The sequence below is a fragment of the Patescibacteria group bacterium genome, assembly GCA_028707065.1.
Classification (GTDB): domain Bacteria; phylum Patescibacteriota; class Patescibacteriia; order Patescibacteriales; family WJLG01; genus JAQTUZ01.
This window is the reverse complement of record JAQTUZ010000003.1, coordinates 1-23,429: the sequence shown is the minus strand read 5'-3', so window position 1 is coordinate 23,429 and position 23,429 is coordinate 1. Positions and strand designations below refer to the sequence as shown.

Genomic DNA, 23,429 nt, shown 5'->3' with positions numbered 1-23,429 from the left:
TTTAACATATCCCTGGGGGTTTCCCATGAATTTTGCGCGAATAAAAAGGGCGATGATCGCCTATATCAAGAATCTGTTTCGCTGTGTCGGATTTATTATTCTTGCTTGTCTCTTCGTATCAATGACATTGCTGCTGGCGATCTTTGATGGGTGGTCAGATAACTTCAATCAGTATCTGTCTCATTTGGTAATCGAGCTCGTAAAGATTTTCCGCTGCAGAGTCAGGCGAGGCACAAAAAAAATAAGCCATTCGGATGCTTAAACATGAAAAAGGATGCGCGACGAACGCATCCTTTGTTTTATACGCTTAATCCCCTCTCGAGGTTCAAGCGAGATTGATTTTTTTTGAATAAAATGCTTAAATTATGTCAGTTCTTTGAAGTATGATATTAGCTTATAGCAGACCTTAATAAAGGAGGCGGCATGAATACGCTAGCTTTTATCACGGCGATAATCGGATTTCCTTTGTTTGTGTTTGGTTTTTTTTCAGTGATGCCAAACCATTATACCGGGAAAAAGGATATTCGGGGAGAACTTTGTCTGGGTATTGGCATTATTCTGATTATTATTTTTCTTATTTCCTCTTGTTGCACCATAGATATTCAGCTGTCGCCTTTAAAATTAATCGTTAAGGATCCCTACTGGTATCATCATCTTTTTTAGACAAAACGAAAAAACGGTTTAATCAGTAAACCGTTTTTTTATTTCGTATTTCTGATTACGGCAGATATTCGAGCGGATTGACCGGTACGCCGTCCTGGCGGACTTCAAAATGAAGATGCGGGCCGGTCGTGAACGGGCCGGAACCAAGCGTACCCGGCGTGCCGCCGCTCAAGCCGATCGTCTCGCCCTGCGACACATAATCATCTTCCTTGACGAACATTTTGGCCACATGGCCATAGACCGTGGAAAGGCCGTTGCCGTGAATGATCATAACATAGGCATAAGCCGTGCCGTTCATCTTGGCATGAGCCACATAGCCCGAATCGGCCGCCACCACTTCCGTTCCCTGCGCGGCGCGGACATCCACGCCCGGATGCTCGAACAAATAGCGGAAAGGATACTCCGGATCGTGAAAATAAGTGGTGATATAATTTTTGGGGACAGGCCAAATCAAACCGCTAGGGCTAAGCTCTAATTTATTTTGGCTTAAGCTGGCAAGCTTTTCCCGGACAGTTTTTTCCAAATTAGTGATTTCCGTATTTGCCTGGTCCTGCTGTTCTTTCAATTGCCGCACCAAACTTTGATATTTGGCCTGAGAATTTTGCGTTTCCGCCAAGACACCGGCTTTATCCTGCTTGTCGCTTTCCAACGCTTGCTTATTTTGCTCGAGGCTAACCGCTAAAGTCTGCAATTCGGTATTTTTTTGCGTTAATTCGGCCTTGCCCTTTTCCAGGTCCGCTTCGTCATTTTTTAAATTATCCAAGCTTTCCGACATTCCTTCATTCACGTCTTCCAAGTATTTTATCCGATCAAGAAAATCCGCGAGCGAATTGTTCAGCAATAGAGCTTCCAGGACGCTGACATCTTTCTCTTTATAAATTAATTTAATCGTAATGGCAATATCATTTTTTTCCTTTTCGATCGAGGCTTGTTTGTTATTGATATCGAGATTGATCTGCTTCATCCGCAAATTGGTCTGGTCGATTTGATTTTGCGTGCTCTCAATATCCAGCTCCGCCGCCGCAATGCGATTATCCAAAATCGCCATCTGCCCCTGCAAAGTATTGGCTTGCGCCTGAGCGGCCGCGATATTGGCGGCATATTGCGCCTTCTCGCGCTCGATATCCTGCATTTTATTCTGATTATCCTTGATCCGCAGGTTTAGCTGCTGAATCTCCTTGGTCGTCTGATCATCAGTCATGCTGCGCACCACTGCCGAAGTATTCAGGCTCAAGCCCAAAATGCATAATATTACCAGAAATATTTTAATTTTTTGATTAATCATAATCTAAGTATAGCATAGATAATTCAAATACTCAATACGTTATTATGATATGATTTTAAAATCAAGTCAAATTGTCTTGACAGCCCACTCCCCTCTTGTTATACTGAAAACACATCAACGAATCATTAATAAGTGATTCTTTTTTAATTATTTCAGCCAGAGGCTGATCACCCCTTGGGCGACATTAATTTTTTAAATATAATTAATTTTAAATAATTGCATGTTACGTGTTATGTGATATGTGTTATGTGATTAAATATGGCTCATAAAAAAGCAGCCGGCGTAACCAGATTGGGCCGCGATTCAGCTTCCCAGCGCCTGGGCGTAAAATTAAGCGACGGACAATACGCCAAAGCCGGCAACATCATCATCCGCCAGCGCGGCACGCAATATTTCGCGGGCAAGAACGTCAAGATGGGCGTTGACCACACTTTATTCGCGACCAGCAACGGTTTGGTGAAATATACCGAAAAAACCATGAAGAAATATAATAACCGCACGGCCAGAGTGAAAGTCGTCAACGTGATTCCGCAAGCTGCCAAAAAGAAATAATCGCTGAAAAATGAAAAACTGCTCACTTGAGGTGGGCAGTTTTTTTATCTATCAAAATCAAGTTCGTCAATTTCGTCGTCGCCGTCAGGCAATATTTGTTTAATAACATCAAAGGCACTGGTAATTTTTTTAGGAGCATCGACGTCATCGGGCTCTTCCTCTGGTTCGAGCCCGCTTAATTCGGCACTTCCGGGTTCGTCCGCCGAATTTTTTTTGTCATCATAATCGTCGGATTCGTCCGGATTTATTTCGTGAGGATTTATTCTCTCTTTCACTAGGGCCTCCTTTCTCCAGTCCGATTAGGCGGATTATCCGTCAGTCGCGGCCGCTGACAAATACTCCGCGCTTCTTATCTTCTCGCGTTTCCTTCCGCTTCTGAACTTCACGCCATTTTTTATGCTGTTTTGTTTCGAAGTAATCGTGGCAATCAGTTCCCCGGCAAACCATGGTGTCGCAAAATCTGGCTTCGCCGCAACCATCCGTTCCCTTGTAATCCACATCTCTGGCCATAACAATCTCCTTGCTAAACTGCAACGGGTTGCTGCATTTTAAGGGTTAAAGAGTGATAATTGATCTGACATAATTGCCTCCTCAGTCTGGCAGGCAAGCCCCGCAGCCGATATTCTTCGGCGAGCGCCCGCTTAATTCTCCGGCCTTCCCCCTCGTTTTCTTGCACTTCCTTAAGAAAATTTTTCCTAAAAACATACGAATTTTCCGCGCTATAATGGAGAGTCGTGTGCTTGCCGGGCGGCAGATTAAAACCCAAATATCTTTCCATCGAGCAGGCCATTACCATCCGATGAATAAATTTAACCAAACTGGCGTCATCGTGCTTTACTCTTTTCTTGGCATCTTTAACTGATTTCATTGTTCCTCCGATTGATTTTGAAATGAACATTATTTATCTTTTTTACTCTTTTTCTTCTTCAATGTCAAGCAGACTTTGATGAATTCGACGAACAGCGGGTGCGGCGCGAGCGGACGGGAAATATATTCCGGATGAAATTGCGTGCCGATAAAGAAAGGGTGATCAGTAATTTCCACTGCCTCGACAATTTGTCCATCCGGCGAAGTACCGGCCACGGTTAAACCTTTTTTCTCCATTAATTCGCGGTATTCGTTATTATATTCATAGCGATGACGATGGCGTTCGATCACAATATCGTCTTTATTTTTATCAACTTGATAAGCTCGATATAAATGCGTGCCTTTAACTATTTTGCATGGCCAGCCGCCCAGACGGATCGTGCCGCCGTATTGTTTTTGGGCGAGCAATTCCGCCTGTCCCGGCATAATATGGATGACGGGATGCTTGGTAGCCGGATTGACTTCGGCCGAGTTGGCATCCTTGAATCCCAAAACATGGCGGGCGAATTCGATCACCGCCATTTGCATGCCATAGCATAAGCCGAAATACGGCTTTTTATTCTTGCGGCAATATTCGATCGTGGCGATCTTACCTTCGGCGCCGCGCGAGCCCCAGCCCTGCGGAACAATGATGCCGTCGTATTTTTTCAAGAACGACGCGCCGTTTTTTTCCACTTCATCCGAACCGAGCCAATGCAAATTAGCCTTGCAATTATTAAAAGTTGCGGCGTGTTTTATAGCTTCAATGACTGAAACATAGGAATCAGTAAAACAAAAATGGCCGCTGACAAAATATTTGCCCACAATGCCTATCTCCACTGTTTTTTTGGCTTTCCGTCTTTTGGCCACCATCGCCGTCCATTCTTTCATATCATCTTTCTTTTTCTTTAAGCCGAATTTGTCGAGGATCCGGTCGCCCAAATGATCTTTCTCGAAATTCAGCGGCACATCATAAATTGAATCAATATCAGGAGCGGAAATGACGTCTTCCGGAGCAATACCGCAATTGATGGCGATCTTGGCGCGTCTGGGTTCGTCGACCGGCACTTCGGCGCGGGCGACGATAAAGTTCGGCTGAATACCGGCCGCGTTCAAAGAATGGATCGCGTATTGCGTCGGCTTGGTTTTCATCTCGCCAAGTTTGCTGGGAATGGGCAAGAAAGAAACCATCACGAATTGGACGCTTTCCGGATTATAAAGTTTCATCATTCTGGCCGCTTCCAAGAACAGCAAGTTTTGATATTCGCCGACCGTGCCGCCGATCTCCACTACCATGATTTCCGCGCCGGCTTTTTCCGCGGCCGTATGGATGCGGCCGATCACCTCCAGCGGAATATGCGGCACAACTTCCACGCACTTGCCGCCGTATTCCAAATTCCGCTCTTTTTGGATGACGGAAAGATAAACCCGGCCGGTGGTCATATAATTCTCGCGGTAGATATTTTTATTCAAAAATCTTTCATAATTACCGACATCCTGGTCGGTTTCATCGCCGTCATCGGTCACAAAAACTTCGCCGTGTTCCACCGGATTCATCGTGCCGGCATCGACGTTGATATAGGGATCGATCTTGCAGGCGCTCACCTTATAGCCCTTGGACTGCAAAATCATGGCGATCGACGAAGTGGTAATCCCCTTGCCTACGCCGGACATCACGCCGCCGACGACAAACACATATTTGGTTTTATCTTTTTTGATCTTCTCAACCATGTTAGTTAATTAGTTAATTGGTTAATTAGTTTTAGAATAAACCAGTTCAACTATTTAATTTTTTTATGTTTTAAAAAATTGATATAGCAATTGGTTTGCTTAATTAGTTCCGTATATTTATTGACCGTGAATTCTGCCAATTCTTCGGAAATGAAACCTTTTAAATACGCTCTTTCAATTCCGCTTTTCGTTTCCGCCATTTCTCCCCTCGCAATGTATAAATGATTTATTTTAGCGCCAAAAGAAAATTTGCCGTAGCTTTCAGCGATATTGTCAGACGAAGAAGATGACGATCTTTTTAATTGGTCAGAGCTGCGATATTTTTCTTCCTCGGGAAATTTTTCATTAACTACGCGGTGAACAAAAATTTCTAAGCGAACCGACAGTCTGTATATCTTTAATTTTTCTAAGCCCCTCCCCATAAAAACTAATTAACCAATTAACTAATCAACTAATTTATTTTTTGGTTGCCGTACCCGGCGTGGAAGTGCTTTTACCCAGTAAAATATTAACCGCTGTGTCTAATTGCGGGTCTTTACCGGCGTTAAAGGCCGCTTCGGAAGTGGTGGCCGTGATATCAGGCGTAATCCCCTGCTCATCGATCGAATAGCCGTTGGGCGTGTACCATTTGGCCACGGTGATCTTGATCATCGAACCATCGCTCAAGGATTCCAGGGCCTGCACCGAACCTTTGCCGTAAGTTTTTTCGCCCACAACTTTAGCCAAACCGTAATCCTTAAGCGCGCCGGCTAATATTTCCGAGGCCGAAGCCGATCCGCCGTTGACCAGAACGACCGTGGGATAATCGCGCAAATGCTGGATGCCCGAAGAATCATATTGGCCATTCTCGGCCGGATCGGTCGATTTTTCGCTCACCACCAGCTTGCCCGAAGGCACCCACTCGGAGGCCAGGCTGATCGCCGAATCCAAAAAGCCGCCGGGATTATTGCGCAAATCAACAACCAAGCCTTTCGGCTTGTCCTTAACCGCTTCTTGCACGGCGTTCTCAAAAAGACCGGCGGTGTCTTCATTGAAATTGGAAACAGTGATGACAAAAATTTTATCCGATCTGAATTCGGTCTTCACGCTTTTGACATAAATGACGTCGCGGATGATCGAAATATCCTTGGTTTCCTTGAATCCCTGGCGGAAAATCGTCAGCGTCACCCTTGTTCCCTTGGGGCCGCGGATCCTTTCCACCGCCCGATCGATCGTCATATTCAAAGTTGAAGAACCATTAATGGCAATGATCGTATCGCCGGCCTTGATGCCGGCTTTTTCCGCCGGCATTCCCGAGAGCGGCGCGATAATGGTGATCGCGTCATTGCGCAAGCCGACTTCGGCGCCGATGCCTTCGAAAGTTCCGGACAGATCATTGGCAAAAGTTTGCGAATCCTTAGGGTCGAAAAACACGGTATAAGGATCGCCCAATGACGCGGCCAAGCCGCGCAAGGAACCGTAAAACATTTCCTTTTCATTGAGCTTGTCCTTATCGACATATCTGGCTTTTAAGGCATCCCAAACTTCCCAATACAAATTAAAATCAATATCCTGCGACAAGCGCCCGCCCGTATCTTGCTGATATTTGCCGGTGATCTTGCCCAGATAAACGGTTTCTTTGCTGGCCAAAACGGCGATCAGTTTATTCTTGCCGGTGGCGTACATTCCGGCGGCGAAAGAAACAAATAATAAAATTATAACCAAAACAACCAGTATCGCCTGGCGGACAAAATGATGCCTGGCGGCCAGTTCCCCTTCTCTTTGCTTTTTTTGGAAAAATTTTAAAAAATTGAACATTAATCCGGTCAGGGACTGATGAAAAACTTATCAGCGCCCGTAATTTACTAATTGATTATTTTCTCAAAACTTTTATTTTAGCCGCATCCCTTAAGTCGATCAATTTCGAAGGTTTGCCATTGATCGTGCCGGCATCGACGATCAAATCCGGTTTGGTCACGGTAAAATAATTGGTTAAATCCGCGACTCGGACAAGATGCAGCTGACCGCTTTTATTCAAACTGGTGGAAACGATCGGTTGCTTTAGTTCTTTAATCATTTTAGTAAGAAATTCGCTCTTTGGCAAACGCACCGCCGCGCTGGCCAAACCCGCGGAAACATAGCCGGGCAACGCTGATTTTTTATTTAAAATTACCGATACTTTTCCCGGCCAAATTTTCCGCAAATAACTTGCCTGTTTTTTATCCACTTTAAAATATTTATGTACCATTTTAAAATCGGCAATCAAAATCAAAAACGGTTTATTCTTGTCCCTTTTTTTCATCCGGCGAATTTTGTCAATTGCCTTTTTATCGGTCGCCGAACAACCCAGACCGTAGATCGTGTCGGTCGGGTAAACGATCGTTTTTCCCTTTTTCAAAAAATCGACGATTAGGCCGATTTCTTGCGCGGAAACTTTATGGCGATTAATTTTAATAATTTTCACATTTTTATCCCCTTCCCCGGCTTGTCCATCGTAGCTCCGTTCGGCGGAGCGAAGTTGGGGGTGGGTTTCCATTTTATTCCCCTCCCCGGGAGGGGTGCCGAGCGTGAGCGAGGCGGGGTGGGTTTCCAATTAAATTATCGACTCAATACTTTTCAAACTTCCCGAAAGCAACGGCATTAAAATTTTTGCTATTCCCAAGAGCCAGGGGGCCACCTTCGAAGTCAAGAGCCAGTTGCCGACCATGGTTCCGGCCGGCGCGTATTTCGCCACGACATAGATCAATAAGCCGAGGATGATCGCCCCGACCAATAGCCCGAGAATTCCGCCCGCCAGGCGATTGATCGATTTCATGAACGGAATGATCGAGAGCAGATTATAAGTCTTATCCAAAACAATGAACAGAATATGGATCGCCCAGGCCAGGACCACGAAGATAATAATAAAAGAAACGACTTTGCCGATGTTGTCGTAGCCGCCATACCATTTTTGCGTCGCCGCGAATAAAACCAGATAAAAATGGCTGGCAAAAAAAGCGCCGCCGATAATCCCCAGGAACGCGCCCACGGCTTTGATCAGACCGGTGGTCAAGCCGCGCAAAGCGCAGATGGCCAGCATCGCGATCAAAATAATGTCAAAATTAGACATGCTATATTAAAATTAAAAATTATCTCGTTGATCCTGAATAAGTTATGGCTCCCAAAGTATTCCAATCAACCGTGCCCGAGGGCAAGCGATTGAAGATCGCTTTAAAAGTATGCAGGGCCGCCGCTTCTGATTTTAGATTCCTGTTTTTCGCCTGCTGCTGCAAACCGTAAGCGATTATCACGATCGCGGCCGCGTCATGCGGATTATTCAGATCGGCATCGCGCAGATAAATTTTCTTGAATTGCGCCTTGGCCAGCGCTTCGGCAGTTGCGGAAGTCACTGACGGCCAGCGGCCATTGGCGATCTTGATGAGATCGGCAAAATCAGCTTGAGCGGTCGGCAATTTGCCATAAGCTTGCTTGAAAGAATAAACCGCTGCCGCGCGCTGTCCCGAGCCAAGAAGTTGCGTATTAGCATCAACCCCGTAAGCGATAAAAGCGGTGACCGAGTTGGCGCTCGCCGCGGAGATCGGCTGGGCCAATCCCTGCTCCAGCTTGGTCAAATAATTATTTTGCGCCTGTTGTTCCTTGGCCTGATCGACCGCCGTATCGAGCCGGCCCAAAATATTGCCGATCTTATTTTGATAAAGATCCTCGGCGCTTTGATTGATCTTGTCGATGTCCGAAACCGGCGATAAAACCGGGGTGGTGGTGGCAATAACCGGCGTCGTCGTCGCCACGGCCGGGCAAGCGCCGTTAGATTTAACCGTCACCTTATGCGCATCGGCAAAACAACTGTTAGTATAAGTCTGTCCGTCCGCGCCGCAAACCGGAGCATAGATCATATTGCACGCCACCGGCGTGGAAGTGGCGACCGGAGTCGTGGAAGTGGCCGGGATTGCGGGCACGCCGAATTGAACCGTGATCTGATTGGAATAAACTCCGCAAGTATTGCTGACCAGATTGCAAACCCGCACAAAATAAGTTCCATTGCCCAAAAAGGCGGTTAAAGTATCAGTATGCGCGCTGGCGCTGGGAATATTATCAACGTGATCGCCATAGCGGATGGGATAAGTCGGGTTGGCATTTTTTGACCAGACAACCTTGAATCCTTGGTTGTCCGTACCTGTCGCGTTCCATCCCACCACGGCCGGATTGTCCGTGTTGTATAAATTAATAGCCGCCGGAGTGGTGGTTGCCGAAGCTATTTCATAATTATCTTGCGCTAAAGCGCGGTTGCCGCAAATCGCCAATGAAAAAACCGCCAAAACAGCGACCAGTAAACCGTCTAAAAAAAGTTTTTTCATATTTTTTTATCACTTAGATGAATAAATTATTTATTTTAACTGCTTATAATTATATCAATAATCCCGGCTAATAACAATTATGATCAGCCTCCCCTCCTGTCTGAGGAATGGCCGGGGGTGGCGGGAGGGGGCGCTTAGATTCTGGGGAATAACGAATCGCTTTTTTTAATTTGCGTTTCCGAATATTGCTTGATAATTTTTTCCGAAGTTTCCGGCATAAAAGGCGCCAGTAAATAAGCAATATTCAATATTTCCTGGGCGATCGGCTCGAGGACTTTTTTAATTTCCGCCTTGTCTTCCATTTTCCAAGGCTTTTTTTCGGTGAGGGTTACGTCGCACTCGGCAATTTTTTTCCATAATACTCCCAAAGCTTCGTCAAAGGCATATTGTTCCATCTTCTCCGCGAATGCGGCAAAAGTCCCCTCTTGAGAGGGGTGGACGCCCCCTGGGCGGACGGGGTGTGTTATGGTTGGTGTAAGCAAAACAGTTTCGATCTGATTTTTTTCGAGCAGAGTTGAAACACGCGCGGCTAAATTTCCAATGCCGTTGGCCAAGTCGGCCGTATAAAGTAAATTCATCTTTTCCCAGGAAAAATCACTATCAGCGAAAGGTTTGATCTCTTTCAAAAGATAATATCTTGTCGCATCAAGTCCGTATTTCACCACCATCTCTGCTGGATTAACAACATTCCCCAACGACTTAGACATTTTTTGTCCGTTCACGGTAATAAAACCAAAAACCAAAACCTGTTTGGAATTAGGCAATCCCGCCGACATTAACATTGCCTGCCACATTGCGGTCTGCTGCCTTAAATTATCCTTGCCGCAAACCTGTAATCCTGGCCAATACTCACTAAATAAGTCCCCTCTATCAAGAGGGGTGCCGACTTGTCCGCCTTGGGTGGAAGGGCGGGGTGTGTCAAAGTCCCCTCTCGAGAGGGGTGCCGAGCCCGGCGAGGCGGGGTGTGTCAGCCCCCCTCCTTCCGAAGGAGGGGTCTGGGGGTGGTTTGTATCCGGCCATCCGAGACAACTTATATAATTAACCAACGCATCAAACCAGACGTACATCACTTGCGTCTCATCGCCCGGCACCGGAATCCCCCAAGGCATTTTCGTGGCCAGGCGGGAGATAGAAAAATCCTGCAATCCCCTTTCCACAAAAGACTTGATCTCATTAGCGCGTTCTTCCGGCTTCACAAAATCAGGATTATTTTTATACAAATCCAAAAGCGGTTGTTGATATTTTGAAAATTTAAAGAAATAATTTTCTTCGTTTATTTCTTCCAAAGCTTTGTTCGGATGTAACGGGCAGCAGCCGTTTACCAATTCCGAATCGGTTTTTTCCAGCTCGCAGCCCACGCAATATTTAATCTTGTAATCCTTTTTATAAATATCACCGTTAGCCTCGCAGAGCTTCCAAAAAGCCTGCGCCGCTTTGATATGTTTTTCATCGGTCGTCCTGATAAAATTAGTCACGCTTAAATTCAACAGCTCTTTCAAGCTGCGGAATTTTGCCGCATATTCATCGCAATAAGTTTGCGGATCAATGCCAGCCTCTTTGGCCTTCTCATAGATCTTCTGCCCGTGCTCATCGGTACCGGTATTAAAGAATACCTCGTCGCCCAGCAACGTGTGCCATCTGGCTAAACAATCCGCCTTGATAATCTCCGCCGCAAACCCGATATGCGGCTCGGCATTGACGTAAGGAAGGGTGGTGGTGATATAAAACTTGGACATTCAATTACAAATTATAAATTATGAATTATAAATTATTTAAAATTACCTCCTTTTTCTTCGAAAATTTTCATTAACCACTCAATAGTTGAATCGTATAAAGAATTAAATTCCTTAAGCATTTCTTCGGCATTAATTTTTTTATCCAAGTCTTTATGATTAACGAAACTAGCATTCATAATATCACCATTCGATTGGCCCGAATCGCCACTAATAACAGAATGACTAAAAATATTACGAATACGATTTAATTTTTCTAAATTTTGTAGTTCGTCGCCATTTTTTTTATTATCAATAATTAATTTTAAAACACTTTTACAAAGACCAAAGGACGATAGCTCATTTTTTAAAACATTTAATATAAATTTATTGTCAACTCTTTTTAAATAATGCAAGCAGATTATAACCGCCACCAACCCCTCAATGGAGACGAATTTATTTGCTACAATTCCGCGAGCATTTATTATTTCTGTAAAATTCATAATTTTATTTTGTCATTCATAGAAGTCGCACCTCGCGGCGACTATAAATCGCTTTATGTCCTAATTTCTACCGCCTTAATTATAGGATTTCATTCCTGAGAGAATATTTCTCGGAGATAGATTGGTTCCGTCGCAGTCTCCGCCTCCCTCGGCAAGCTCGGGACAAGTCGGAACTGCGCCGAGATTAATTATTTCTTCAACTTTTTTTATTCCCCTCTTGGGAGGGGTGGCTCGCGCCTCGCGAGACGGGGTGGGTCTATTCCTGACATTATTATTTTTTATAATGCAACCAACGGCAGTTATAAGATAATTAAATCTAAATTCAATTTTTACTTAATAGATCCTTCGCGCGGCGCTCAGGATGACAAAAAGACTCAACTACTAAATACCAGCTACCAGACCTTCTGCAAACTTTTGTTCCGGCGCAGTCTCCGCCTCTTTCGACAAGCTCAGGGCAGGCAAAGCGGACTCTAGCACGGCAAAATTAACGTTAATTATTCGGAATTCATAATCTTCAATAATTTAGAATGAAGATATTTATTCGCCGACAAAATCTCTCTATCTTTTATAGACCAGGGCTCGCCTTTAAAATTAGTGACTTTACATCCCGCCTCCGCAAGAATTAGCGAAGCAGCGGCGTAATCCCACAACCCTCCGCCTTGCGAAGCCCGCCAATCTCTTCTGCCATCTGCCTGATACATAACACTAACCCCGGCTGATCCCAAAGCGCTCATCCAAAATTCTTCCTTCTCCGAATGCTTTAATAATTTACGCAAATTAGCTACGTTATTTTTTGACATTCTAGCGCTTGTAAGTCCCCAGCTGTTCTCCCATGTCTTATGCTGTGAGCAACGAACCTTTTTTCCATTTAAAAACGTACCTTCCCCCTTTTTCGCAAAAAATAATTCATCCGTGCATGGGTTATAGATAGTGGCTAATTCCATCTTTCCATTATGGGCGAGGCCGATCATTACCGCGAACATCGGAGTCCTGGTAAGGAAATTACGCGTACCGTCTAACGGATCGATAATCCAGCAATATTCAGCGCCGTTTTGATGTTCGCCTGTTTCTTCGGATATTATCGCGTGGGATGGATATTTCTTTTTAATGGCTCTGATAATAATATTATTTGCCAATAAATCAGCTTCGGTAACGACATCTGCTGCATTTTCTTTTGTATGCGTAACGCCCACTTTCCCAAATTTTTTCAGAATAGCAGCGCCCGCTTCTTTTGTTATCTGCTTAATGAATTTTTCCATATACTTTTAATTCATGGTTATTTCTTCCAAACTTTTCCTTGGCGTCGGTGCCGGGGTTTCGTCGGGATAGCCTATAGGAACAACATATGGGATAAAATATTTTTCCGGGATATTCAGAACTGATTTTATTTTTTCCATATCGATCATCCCGACGACGCAACCGCCTAAACCAAGTTCAGTGGCTTGCAATAATATATTTTCCGTCGCCAGGCCGATATCGATCATTGACCATTTATCAAACGTGGCTTGCATGCCGGCTTGAAATTTATCTTTGGGATAATCTTCCTCGGTGACGCAGCAGATGATTATCGCCGGCGCGTCATAAACAAAATCCCGCATAAAAACATGATTCTCTTTCAGCTTGGCTTTATCTTCGGCGCCCGTCACCACTTTAAATGCCCAGGGCTGGACATTCCGCGCCGACGGCGCCCAGCGCGCCGCTTCCAGCAACTCATCAATTATTTCCGCCGGAATTTCCTTATTCTGATATTTCCGGATACTGCGTCTTTTTTGAATAGCCTCCTTGACGGTCATAAATTTTATTCAGTCATCCCCGCGAATGCGGGGATCCAGATTCCGTGCGCTCAATCTTGGATTTCCGCATTCGCGAAAATGACAAACTAGATAAATTATTCGACGATTTTCAAAGTCATAAAATTAACATCCTCAAAAATCTCCCCGGTAGCCGACCTCATACTGACGGTAAGCAATTTTTTGTTTCGGGGAGCGTGATCCAGAAAAGCCAGCCAGGCCGGACCGTATTGCTCTTCCAATTCGGCCTGATTGCTTTTAACGACCGTGACTTCCTCGGTTATCTGTTCCTTGCTCAATGGATGGCTGGCATCGATTTTTATCACGGTTCCCGGTACCAATTTATCCAAGTTGAATTTTTCTTTAAGATAGCCTGCGCCGCCAAAATAATTCTCGCTATCTTTTTTCACATATTCGCCCAGCGATAATTTCCGGTTGAAAGTAATGATATCCTCATAATCATTCTCGCCTTTGCCGAAGAAAATGATGCCGTCGCCGTTTTCGATCAGCGTTTCAATCGTCATTTTCTCCGCCTCACCGGTTTTTTCGTTGAATTTTAATATTTCCATGCCAGTTTCCAAATGAAACGGGTTGATCAGCGAATCATGCAATTCCGGCTTGCCGGCTCGGGCCGCATTTACGGCGGCGTCGGTTATGACTTCAGAAAATACGCGGGATGAATCTCCGGTAGTATTAGTATCAGCCTCGCGGGCCAAATGCAGACAGAGCATATGCAAAAACGGCTCCAAATCGGGATTATGACCGGAAATTTTACCACGGAGCATAATCATTTCAAATCTTGACTTTTCTTCGGTCAAACTGGCGCGCATACCGCCAAAATTCATCAAACCAAGCGCCAATCGTCCGGCAGTTTCAGCGTAAGCCGCTTGCTCGGCCGCGGGAATATCCGCGAAGGCCAATTTTTTTTCAATCTTTTTAGATTCATCTTCATGCAAAAGATCAACAATACCCCAATCGTATAATGCGATAGTTTCTTTGATTTTCTGCTCCCAGTCTTCTTCGCGATCAAGATAGGAAAGAGATTTTGTCTGTTCGGGAAATTCGATAGAATTATTCATAGCTTTCATTTTTTTACACACCCCGTCCTCGCGCGGCGCGAGTCCACCCCTCTTTATAGAGGGGAATTATTTATAAATGGGTTTTTGGCAAAAGTTATTTCCGGCGTATGGTTATTGATAACGTCTTGCGGGATTTTATATTTCTCATGATAAAGAGTGCCGACGGCGCAAAAACGCGCTTGCGTATAATCAAAACCGATCTTTTCGCTTACACTCTTAACAGTCTGCTCGGACTGACCTTCAACTTCGGCAAACGGCTCCAAAAACGGCCAGGTATCCAAAGTGATTATTACGCTGTCCAATTCCCAAGTTTCCCGCTTAGTTTCCTGATAGGATTTTTTGCGGCAACCCAGAGTTTCCAAAAAATCGATCGCTTTTTCCATTTCATCAACCGAAAGACAAATCTCTTTCTGATCTTCGATCTTATCGCCGGTCATTATTTTAACGCTCATGGTAATTTTATCGCCCTCGTCGCGCACCCTGACCCAGCTGCCGGCGATCTCGTTATTTTTCGGCAAAGTAAAATTACAGCGCTTCATCAAAATTTCCGGCTTGACCAATTTGGCGCCGGCCTTTTTTAATCGCTCTCTCGCTTCTTCCTTGTCTATATTTAAAAATGTCGCTTCGTATTCGATATTCATAATATTAGGCGGCTTTGCTTACCGGAGCGCTCGGTTTGTCGTCTTCTTCTTCCCAAAGTTTTTTTAACCGTCGGACATAGGAGAAAAAATCTTCTCCTGATTTTAACTCGTTTTCCGCGGCGGCATGTTCATAAAGTTCGCCCCAAGTCAATCCGGCGGCGCCGGGAGCTGGAGTTTTTTTGAGTATTTTTTCATCAATATTACCGGGACCCTTTTCTGCCGCCAAGGGGGGCAAATTGTTCTTTGAAAGCCATAAAATTTATATTTTTTTAATGTTAATTATTTTAAATTATGTAACACACCCCGTCTCACGCGGCGCGAGCCACCCCTCTCTAGAGGGGACTTGTTTAGCCGACGATTACGACAAATTCGCCGCGCTGGTCGTCCGGGGTGGCGGTTATTTTGGCAATTATATTATCAATATCGCCGCGATAGACGGTTTCGTGCATTTTGGAAAGTTCGCGCGCGACCACGACTGATTCAAGATTTTTTTTCTTATTTTTAATTTCTTCTTCATCGGAAATGCTGGCGCTTTCTTTCATCGCTTTTAATTCATTCAAAAATTTGACGATGCGGTGTTTGGATTCATAAACGACCACAGGATATTCGCTGGCCAAAATTCTTTTAATAAATGTCTGCCGGCCTTTTTTATGCGGCGGGAAACCCATAAAAATAAACTTGTCGGTCGGAATGCCGGAAATAGATAACGCCGCCGTGACCGCCGAAGGGCCGGGCACGGATTCGATCTTCATATCTTCGCCAAAATGCTCGATCACTTTAGAAACTAAAACACCACCCGGATCGGAAATTCCCGGCGTGCCCGCATCAGTGATCAGCGCCAGATTCTTCCCCTGCTCTAATAATTTAATGATCTGATCGACCTTGATATCTTCCGAATGCTGATGATAAGAAATGCGCGGCGTCTTGATATTATAATGCTCGAGCAAAACGCCTGACGTCCGCGTGTCTTCGCACAAAATAAAATCCACCTCGCCGAGGATTCTTATGGCGCGCATACTGATATCTTCCAAGTTGCCGATCGGCGTTCCTACTATATAAAGCATATTTTATTGTAATACTAATTTAATACGAATACATACTAATATGACGAATGCGTTCTAAATTATTATTCGTTATATTAGTATGTATTCGTGGATTAGTATTACATTTCAAATTATTCGATATCCTCCTTCCTTTCCCTGACATATTTCGTCCACTGCTCGGCGATCTCGACGAAGACTTTGAACGGCGCTTCGATCACGAAATCCATCAGGAACATAAAGACGTTGATCTTGGCGAACTTTTTTGACAGCCATTTGCCCACGGCCGCGATCGGGATGAAGAAAAAATCAAGCAGAAAATCGAGCAGATTTTCCCTTTCTTCGATGACGATCAATTGCTGGACGCTTTTGCGGATGCGGATCGAAAAGAAACTGACAAAAGCCAAGAAGAACAAGAAGATGGTGATGCTCACCCAGGTGAAGTGGATCTTATCCAAGGCCCAAACGACCGCGCCGAAAGAAACCAAAAAGGTCAGCGAGTAAAGCAGGCTGAAAATAAAGCTGATGACCGGACCCCTGATGGTCGGTTTGCGCAAGACGATCGGATCGCGGCGGTTCTTTTCCTCAAAAGTTATTTCGTCCACCCCGGCCACCACGCGCTTGTTATTTTCTTCCGAAGAAACTCGAGTGAACAAAATCACTAAAAGCAATAAGAAGGGCGGGAATAAAATATTAACCGCCAAAGAATAAGGATTGATCTCTTCGCCCAGATATTTTGTCGCCGGAATTTCCAGTAAGACCGCGAAGATCGTCTTGGTCAAGAAGATGTAAATAATGCTATTGACGCCGGCGCGCCAAAGGCGGGCCTTGGTCACATTAAATTTTTTTTGAAAATTGTTTTTCACCAGATCGGGAAAAACCTGCGGCTTGCTCTTGATCGTCTCATAAAGCGACGCCGGGTCTTCTTTGATCATATCGGTGAGGATCGAATAAAAAACCGTGTATTTGTTGATGATCTTATCCAATTGTTTGACCAGCGGGTGATCAAGCTGCCGCTCGATCGCCTGCCGCAAGGGCAGAATATTGGCGGCGATCTTAGCCGTAGTTTCTTCGGTCGGGTTCCACCAGTCAGCGTTATAATATTTAAAAATTATGAAGGACAGCATCGAGCGGTCGAACTTTAAATAAGTGCGGTAGATGCTTAAATAAATTTGAATGGGCAGATCTTTTTCGTAAACGGCGAAATTGACCGGCAGCTTGATGAATTTGACCAGATATTCGTACATATTGCTGATCACCATCTCTTTGATTTTGTCCACTTCCAAAATCGACTCGATCTCGGAAGCGGCAATACCGATCAGCCAATCGCCCAATTCTCTTTTTTCCTTGGTGACCAGCTTGGCCATCTGAGCCGTGATCCCGTGCGGCATCGCCAGTTCGCGCAGGCGCAAATGTTTTTCCAGGATCGCTTTCACTTCATCGATCTTGCCTTCGGGGATCTTGTCATTGGGCAGATAGCCGGCGCGGATCAATTCGGTCAGAAGATTGCGCGACGTTTCTTCGCTATTGGTGATCTTCACCGCGCCTTCGATGACCAATTGCCGTTTTAAAATGCGGGCCACCGCGTACTTGCGGTGCAGATGCTCTTCATTATAATCGACGTAATTGCGGACCTTCTCGTAATAAAAAGCGACCTTGGAGATCAGCGCCGAAACTTTTATCTTGGCTTCGCCTTCGTTTTCTTTCACCTCCTGGCTCTGTTCGCGATAAACGGTCTGGAAAAGTTTTCGGGTGCCTAAAGTAACTGTCAGTATTTCGCTTTTCTTTTTGGTTAAATGCGGACTAACCATATTAAATTAATTACAAATTATAAATTATAAATTAAAAATTTAAGGAATTCTCAATTTCAATCAAAAAACCGCCTACTTTAGGCATTATTCTGCGTGATATTTAATTTTATCTTATACTTGTATTTTACCTTGTTTTACGGATAAAATCAACTGCCAAAAATAAAAAAACTCCGCGATTCCCAAGTCGGAAATTAACGGAGTTTTGTTCAAAATAGCTATTTAGTGAGGAAATCCCAGAAGTTGCCCGAGCCGATATTGGACCCAATGCATAATACCCTTTGATTCTCAGATTGAGACATAAATCAAAACATCTCATCGGCACCACCGATTAACGCCCTTTTCAAACCAGGTTCTCTGGCAAGATCTCCTGCGACACCAGCCCTTATTGCGATGTCTAAGGACTTCATCCCCCACGTTGACTCGCATTTGTAGAGATATAATTTGTTCTCTTTATTTTTCGAGCGAGTAACACAACTTTCGATGGCGTCATATTGCCAGGCCGCTATACGTTCATCGTAGGTATAGCGAATTTTCCAGAAGTGCTTATTGGGAAGCTCTGCCCCGTCGGAAATCCTTTCCAAATAAGTAACCACGCACACCTGCGCGGAAAACCCGTCTTCCGAAGAATTAAAATCTCCCATAGCACCGATAATCTTATTAGTAGCCTGGAGTTTTTCGGCAAATTTTTGATACTTCGGCTTTTCAACGCAGACAGGGAAACTACTGAATTCAATGAAGCTCCATTTCAAGACGTAATTAGGGTCCTTGGGCTGTCTCCCGTTCATAATACCGGATATTTCTTCTGTTAAGAGGTCGTTTTTATCACCGGCAAAAGCCGGGCTGCTCATCACGCCGAGCAGAGCGAAAACCATGATAATTGATGTAAAAAATGTACGCATGACGCAACTCCCTTGCTAAAGTTAAACAAAATTATAAAGGACTAAAAATCATAAAAGTATAGGTAATTATGCCTGCTTTGTCAAGACAGCAAAAAAATATCAACAACTATGGAAACAAAAACAGCGCCGGATGATCGGCGCCGTTTTTTCATCAATCGGAAATTTATTTCAATTTAAAATCTTTGATCAGCTGCTGTTTCATCGCATCCGTCCATTTGCCCGCCCAATCGCTCGGCGGCTGATCCCAAAAGATGAGGTTGTAAACTTTATTGCCTTTCTCCGCGACTTTTACCATTTGCGCTTTTAGATCGGCGCTTAAATTATCATAAGCGGTCTTGTCATAAACGCGAACAATGATCGGCTCGGCATAGCCCGGAACTTGTTCCACATAATTCGTGTCAGCGGTCGGCACAAAAATATCGATATCGGTGTAATCGGTAAAGGTCATTCTTTGCGTTTGATAATATTGAAACTCCTTAGGCAACGACAGATTAAAATTAAACATCTCGTTGTGATAAGGATAAAAGCCCTGCTTATTAAGCTGATCCATCATCACCGGCTTGCCGGCACAACCTGTTAAAAGAAAAACAAAAAACAAAAAACAAAAAGTATAAAGTATTTTTTTCATAAAATTTGATTTCAAAATTATTATCAATTTAGCAATATAGCAATTTGATAATAAAAAATCAAGTCCGGCAGAATAATCGCTGATAAGCTATTCTAATTAGAACTTGATATATTTATCCAGGATGGTTTTCAGATGCCAAAGCTTGTAAGCGCTGTAAAGAAAGACATAAGCGATAATTACTACGACCAGCCCCATCACCAGCTGGGCCATAAATGGGGTCCAGACGATCAACACGGCCAGGATCAACAAGACAATCCCATTGATCACCAAGACGCGGATCAGGCGATTAATTTTTTTATTAACTACCGTTGAAACCTTGTCCATATGTTTATTTTATTTTTTATTTAACCCTGATCATATTATAACACATTTTCAGCAAAGGCGAAAAGTCCCGCGATTATGGCGATCGCCAGCTTCTTTTGGCACAAAAAAAATTACCCCGAAACCAAGAATTTTTTTCTTGGTTCGGGGTAATATGATGCGTTGACTGTCCGCGGCTTACTGCTGCGAGTCAGCTTCCACGAGTTCCTCGAGGTGCGGCTCGTCCGCTTGCGTCCTTACCGGGCGCGGTTCGATCCGCAAGAAGGCGCTGGTCCCCGCGATCGCGACATCGCCGCCGAGTTTGGGGTCCTCGATGTTGATCTTGAGATCCGCCTCGGGAACAGCATTGACTTTATGCAGGTCGACGTAGGTGTAAGTCTTTGTCCCGACGGTTTTCTCATAGACATCAATCCGGAAATTCAGCTTGCGACCGAGATCACCAACGGCGAGGCCGTAGAAATGCATGTTCAGAATTCGGCCCTGCACCACGACGCCCCGTTGATAGTGCTCGACGATTCCGATCTGCGCATTCGCCGCGACGAGATGCAAACCGGTTTCATTCCGCTCCACCACCACTTTGTCGACCCGACGAGCAACGTTATGAAACGTGGCAATGAGTTTTCTTTCGGCCGGGGCCTTGACTGTGCTTTCCATGATTCCTCCTGGAAAAATTGTGAAATGAATATAAAACAAAAGGTCAATAAAAATCTATCGTAACTTTTAAGTATAGCATAATATCCTTGTTATGTCAACAACCTTAAAAGCCCCTTAAATAGCCATTTTTATTATAATCTATCAGCATTTTTTAAATTATTACTTTTTCCCGAGACAAGCTCGGGATGCCGACATTACGTCGGCATACTTCTTACTTCTCTCTCTTGACGTCTTCCCCCGTTTCCTGTATTATAATAAAGTAATGAATAAATGCCCGGTCGGGGCTCTTTTTTTATTATCAAGCGAAGTGAGAGAAATGATCCGCCGTAAGGCGAGATCATTTCCGAACAAGCGAAGATAATATTAATTATAGGAACATTATCTTGTTCGAGCCGTCCGTTATATAATACGAATACAACGAATTATACGCGAATACTACGAACCATTTTTATTCCCCTCTTGGGAGGGGTGCCGAGCGTGAGCGAGGCGGGGTGGGTTTTCGGTCAATAGATTTCGCGGTATTCGCGAAAAATTCGCGGTATTCGCATCATGTCATGTTCTAAAAAATATAATTTAAAATATTATGCCCAACGCAATCACCAATTACATCAAATCATCGATCGAGGAAATGAAAAAGGTCACTTGGCCGACCAAGAAAGAAACTTATAATTATACGCTGCTGGTCATTCTCATTTCCTTGGGCGTCGCCGCTTTTTTGGGCGCGCTGGATTATGTTTTCAGCACTCTCTTACAGACTGCGATCAACTTGAAATAAATTATTATCTCGCCATCGGCATATTTTGTCATGGCAAATACAAGAAATTTGAAATTAGAAATTAGAAATTGGTTGAACATCATACTTCGTCAAAAAGCCAATTTCAAATTTCCAATTTCTAATTTCATTTATATATGGCTAAACAAACTTTAAATCAAGGCCGCCGCTGGTACGTGCTCCACACTTCTTCCGGTTATGAGGAAAATGTTTCCACTAATCTGCGCCAAAGAATCGAAACTATGGACGTGGAAGACCAGATCTTCAATGTTTTGGTGCCGACCGAAAAAAAGATCAAGATCAAGAACGGCAAGCGCAAAGTCGTGGAAGAAAAAATTTACCCCGGCTATGTGCTGGTGGAAATGATCGTGACTGATAAATCCTGGTATGTGGTGCGCAATACGCCGAACGTCACCGGTTTTATCGGCACGGGCACGACCCCGACCCCGGTTTCCGAAGAAGAAATAAAATCTTTGCAGAAACGGATGGGCATTGAAGAGCCGAAATTCAAGATTGATTTCTCGGTGGATTCGCCGGTCAAGATCATCGATGGGCCTTTCAAAAATCTGGAAGGCAAGATCACCAGCATTGATGAAGAAAAAGGCCGCGTCAAAGTCCTGGTCAATATGTTCGGCCGCGAAACCCCGGTGGAATTGGATTTCTTGCAGATTAAAAAGATATAACATAATACGAATACTACGAATTTTTCGCGAATACCGCGAACTATTTAACAAATTTTATTCGGTTCGCAGAGTTTGTAGTATTCGCGTATAATTCGTAGTATTCGTATTATAGACAGACTATTCAAAATAATTAAAAGTGAAAATTGTACTGTTCGCTTCTAACAGCACAAATGAAATTTATGGCGAAAGCTAAAAAGAAATTAGTCACCCAGATAAAATTGCAGATTCCCGCCGGAGCCGCGACTCCCGCGCCGCCGGTCGGTCCGGCTTTGGGCCAGCACGGCTTGAATATCCAGGAATTCGTCACCAAGTTCAACGCCGCCTCGCAAGCGATGAAGGGCGATATTTTGCCGGTGATCATCAATGTCTATGAAAACCGCACTTACGATTTCGTAATGAAGAAACCGCCGGCTTCGGCTTTGATCAAAAAAGCATTGAAGATCGAATCGGGCGCGCATAATCCTTTGATGGAAAAAGTCGGTACGCTGACCGACGCGCAATTGACGGAAATCGCCAAAATCAAAATGCCGGATCTTAATACCACCGATATCGAAGCCGCCAAACGAATCATTGCCGGCACCGCGCGGCAGATGGGGGTTGAAATAAAGTAAAAAGTAATAAGTAAAAAGAAAAAAATATTCATTATTTGTAATATTGTGGAAGGATTGAATTACAAATGACAAATTACAAATTATTTGTAATTTCTAATTTTTAATTTGTAATTGTCCGTTACACCACGAACCAAAAATTATGCCGAAAGAAAAAAAGCCCTCCGCCGCTAAAGCTAAGGAGGACAAGTCTGCTAAGGCTGAAGCCAAAGTGGAAAAAGTAAAGAAGGAAAAACCGGAAGTTAAAAAAGAAGAGAAAGCTGAAAAACCTATCGAGGAAAAAAAGGAAGTAAAGACCGAGCCGACTGCCGAAAAAACCGCCCCTAAAGCTAAATCGGGCAAATCTTCCCGCCGCGCCGGTACGCCGAAAAAAAAGAAAGTTGTCCTGAATTTCGACCGCGGCAAAACTTATCCGATCGATCAAGCCGTTAAATTAGCCAAGGAAAATTCGCACGAGAAATTCGACGCTTCAGTTGATGTGCATTTTCATCTGGGCATCGACACGGCCAAGGGCGAACAACAGGTCCGCGGCACGGTAGCCTTGCCGCACGGCGTGGGCAAAACCGTCCGCATCGTCGCTTTTGTCGAACCGATCAAGGAAGCCGAAGCCCTTGCTGCCGGCGCTGATTTTATCGGTAATGACGAATTCATCGCTAAGATCAAAAAAACCGAAAAAACCGATTTTGACCTGGCCATTGCCGAACCGTCAGTGATGAGAAAATTGGGCGTGATCGCTAAAATTCTCGGCACCCGCGGCTTAATGCCTTCGCCGAAGAACGACACGGTTACTCCGGATCCGATCAAAGCGATCGCCGAATTCAAGAAAGGCAAATTAAGTTTCAAAAACGATGATACCGGCAACTTGCATATCACCATC

General features: G+C 44.3%; 30 protein-coding genes. 7 read left to right on the top strand and 23 right to left on the bottom strand.

The window, feature by feature from the left end; translation table 11 throughout:
* The first annotated feature begins 25 nt into the window (after positions 1-25).
* Positions 26-262 (top strand): hypothetical protein, encoded by a 237-nt coding sequence (locus tag PHE24_01735; protein MDD4901834.1) that lies wholly within the window; start codon positions 26-28, stop codon positions 260-262.
* Positions 263-423: 161 nt separating this feature from the next.
* Complete coding sequence (locus PHE24_01730) at positions 424-663, top strand: hypothetical protein (GenBank protein ID MDD4901833.1); 240 nt, start codon at positions 424-426, stop codon at positions 661-663.
* Between the two features lie 55 nt (positions 664-718).
* On the opposite strand, the gene PHE24_01725 is transcribed toward PHE24_01730, so the two are convergent.
* Positions 719-1,948 carry a peptidoglycan DD-metalloendopeptidase family protein gene (locus tag PHE24_01725; protein MDD4901832.1) on the bottom strand — a complete coding sequence of 410 codons (1,230 nt, stop codon included), beginning with the start codon at positions 1,946-1,948 and terminating at the stop codon, positions 719-721.
* Between the two features lie 258 nt (positions 1,949-2,206).
* Between PHE24_01725 and rpmA the strand changes: the two genes are divergently transcribed.
* Positions 2,207-2,500 carry a 50S ribosomal protein L27 gene (gene rpmA, locus PHE24_01720; protein MDD4901831.1) on the top strand — a complete coding sequence of 98 codons (294 nt, stop codon included), beginning with the start codon at positions 2,207-2,209 and terminating at the stop codon, positions 2,498-2,500.
* Between the two features lie 44 nt (positions 2,501-2,544).
* Here the strand turns inward: rpmA and PHE24_01715 are convergent, their stop codons facing one another.
* The 22 genes from PHE24_01715 to PHE24_01610 form a co-directional block, all read right to left on the bottom strand.
* The gene (locus PHE24_01715; protein MDD4901830.1) at positions 2,545-2,775 is read right to left on the bottom strand and encodes a hypothetical protein; all 231 of its coding nucleotides are present in this window, start codon (positions 2,773-2,775) and stop codon (positions 2,545-2,547) included.
* A 40-nt stretch (positions 2,776-2,815) separates the two neighbouring features.
* Positions 2,816-3,010 carry a hypothetical protein gene (locus PHE24_01710; GenBank protein ID MDD4901829.1) on the bottom strand — a complete coding sequence of 65 codons (195 nt, stop codon included), beginning with the start codon at positions 3,008-3,010 and terminating at the stop codon, positions 2,816-2,818.
* A gap of 13 nt (positions 3,011-3,023) precedes the next feature.
* Positions 3,024-3,368, bottom strand: a complete 345-nt coding sequence (locus PHE24_01705; protein MDD4901828.1) for a hypothetical protein — start codon at positions 3,366-3,368, stop codon at positions 3,024-3,026.
* A gap of 29 nt (positions 3,369-3,397) precedes the next feature.
* Positions 3,398-5,077: a CTP synthase gene (locus tag PHE24_01700; protein ID MDD4901827.1), complete on the bottom strand. Its 1,680-nt coding sequence runs from the start codon at positions 5,075-5,077 to the stop codon at positions 3,398-3,400.
* Positions 5,078-5,127: 50 nt separating this feature from the next.
* Positions 5,128-5,499 carry a four helix bundle protein gene (locus PHE24_01695; protein MDD4901826.1) on the bottom strand — a complete coding sequence of 124 codons (372 nt, stop codon included), beginning with the start codon at positions 5,497-5,499 and terminating at the stop codon, positions 5,128-5,130.
* Positions 5,500-5,533: 34 nt separating this feature from the next.
* On the bottom strand, positions 5,534-6,874 hold the full coding sequence (locus PHE24_01690) for a S41 family peptidase (GenBank protein MDD4901825.1): 1,341 nt from the start codon (positions 6,872-6,874) through the stop codon (positions 5,534-5,536).
* A 55-nt stretch (positions 6,875-6,929) separates the two neighbouring features.
* Positions 6,930-7,649: an L-threonylcarbamoyladenylate synthase gene (locus PHE24_01685; protein MDD4901824.1), complete on the bottom strand. Its 720-nt coding sequence runs from the start codon at positions 7,647-7,649 to the stop codon at positions 6,930-6,932.
* Entirely contained in the window at positions 7,650-8,165 is a 516-nt protein-coding gene (locus PHE24_01680; protein MDD4901823.1) for a CvpA family protein, read from the bottom strand. It abuts the gene before it with no gap.
* 19 nt (positions 8,166-8,184) lie between these two features.
* Positions 8,185-9,411: a Kazal-type serine protease inhibitor domain-containing protein gene (locus PHE24_01675; protein ID MDD4901822.1), complete on the bottom strand. Its 1,227-nt coding sequence runs from the start codon at positions 9,409-9,411 to the stop codon at positions 8,185-8,187.
* 134 nt (positions 9,412-9,545) lie between these two features.
* On the bottom strand, positions 9,546-11,147 hold the full coding sequence (locus tag PHE24_01670; GenBank protein MDD4901821.1) for a methionine--tRNA ligase: 1,602 nt from the start codon (positions 11,145-11,147) through the stop codon (positions 9,546-9,548).
* A gap of 32 nt (positions 11,148-11,179) precedes the next feature.
* Positions 11,180-11,626, bottom strand: a complete 447-nt coding sequence (locus PHE24_01665) for a hypothetical protein (protein ID MDD4901820.1) — start codon at positions 11,624-11,626, stop codon at positions 11,180-11,182.
* Between the two features lie 494 nt (positions 11,627-12,120).
* The gene (locus PHE24_01660) at positions 12,121-12,885 is read right to left on the bottom strand and encodes an inositol monophosphatase family protein (GenBank protein MDD4901819.1); all 765 of its coding nucleotides are present in this window, start codon (positions 12,883-12,885) and stop codon (positions 12,121-12,123) included.
* 6 nt (positions 12,886-12,891) lie between these two features.
* Positions 12,892-13,419 carry a nitroreductase family protein gene (locus tag PHE24_01655; protein MDD4901818.1) on the bottom strand — a complete coding sequence of 176 codons (528 nt, stop codon included), beginning with the start codon at positions 13,417-13,419 and terminating at the stop codon, positions 12,892-12,894.
* 95 nt (positions 13,420-13,514) lie between these two features.
* Entirely contained in the window at positions 13,515-14,495 is a 981-nt protein-coding gene (locus tag PHE24_01650; protein MDD4901817.1) for a hypothetical protein, read from the bottom strand.
* A gap of 53 nt (positions 14,496-14,548) precedes the next feature.
* Complete coding sequence (locus tag PHE24_01645) at positions 14,549-15,136, bottom strand: CYTH domain-containing protein (GenBank protein ID MDD4901816.1); 588 nt, start codon at positions 15,134-15,136, stop codon at positions 14,549-14,551.
* A 4-nt stretch (positions 15,137-15,140) separates the two neighbouring features.
* Complete coding sequence (locus PHE24_01640; GenBank protein ID MDD4901815.1) at positions 15,141-15,362, bottom strand: hypothetical protein; 222 nt, start codon at positions 15,360-15,362, stop codon at positions 15,141-15,143.
* Between the two features lie 121 nt (positions 15,363-15,483).
* Positions 15,484-16,200, bottom strand: a complete 717-nt coding sequence (rsmI, locus tag PHE24_01635; protein ID MDD4901814.1) for a 16S rRNA (cytidine(1402)-2'-O)-methyltransferase — start codon at positions 16,198-16,200, stop codon at positions 15,484-15,486.
* 110 nt (positions 16,201-16,310) lie between these two features.
* Positions 16,311-17,987 carry a hypothetical protein gene (locus tag PHE24_01630; GenBank protein ID MDD4901813.1) on the bottom strand — a complete coding sequence of 559 codons (1,677 nt, stop codon included), beginning with the start codon at positions 17,985-17,987 and terminating at the stop codon, positions 16,311-16,313.
* Between the two features lie 302 nt (positions 17,988-18,289).
* Positions 18,290-18,886, bottom strand: a complete 597-nt coding sequence (locus PHE24_01625) for a hypothetical protein (protein MDD4901812.1) — start codon at positions 18,884-18,886, stop codon at positions 18,290-18,292.
* 163 nt (positions 18,887-19,049) lie between these two features.
* A complete protein-coding gene (locus tag PHE24_01620) occupies positions 19,050-19,514 on the bottom strand; it encodes a hypothetical protein (protein ID MDD4901811.1) in 465 nt (154 codons plus the stop codon).
* 96 nt (positions 19,515-19,610) lie between these two features.
* A complete protein-coding gene (locus PHE24_01615) occupies positions 19,611-19,838 on the bottom strand; it encodes a hypothetical protein (GenBank protein ID MDD4901810.1) in 228 nt (75 codons plus the stop codon).
* 174 nt (positions 19,839-20,012) lie between these two features.
* Positions 20,013-20,489, bottom strand: coding sequence for a hypothetical protein (locus PHE24_01610; GenBank protein ID MDD4901809.1), 477 nt, complete (start codon positions 20,487-20,489; stop codon positions 20,013-20,015).
* A 583-nt stretch (positions 20,490-21,072) separates the two neighbouring features.
* On the opposite strand from PHE24_01610, the gene secE reads away from it, so the two are divergent.
* The 4 genes from secE to PHE24_01590 all read left to right on the top strand — a co-directional run.
* Entirely contained in the window at positions 21,073-21,264 is a 192-nt protein-coding gene (gene secE, locus PHE24_01605; GenBank protein ID MDD4901808.1) for a preprotein translocase subunit SecE, read from the top strand.
* 134 nt (positions 21,265-21,398) lie between these two features.
* The gene (gene nusG / locus PHE24_01600; protein ID MDD4901807.1) at positions 21,399-21,944 is read left to right on the top strand and encodes a transcription termination/antitermination protein NusG; all 546 of its coding nucleotides are present in this window, start codon (positions 21,399-21,401) and stop codon (positions 21,942-21,944) included.
* 179 nt (positions 21,945-22,123) lie between these two features.
* Positions 22,124-22,555, top strand: a complete 432-nt coding sequence (gene rplK / locus PHE24_01595; GenBank protein MDD4901806.1) for a 50S ribosomal protein L11 — start codon at positions 22,124-22,126, stop codon at positions 22,553-22,555.
* Positions 22,556-22,694: 139 nt separating this feature from the next.
* Positions 22,695-23,429, top strand: a 735-nt coding sequence (locus PHE24_01590) for a hypothetical protein (protein MDD4901805.1), incomplete at its 3' end; no start/stop codon positions are given.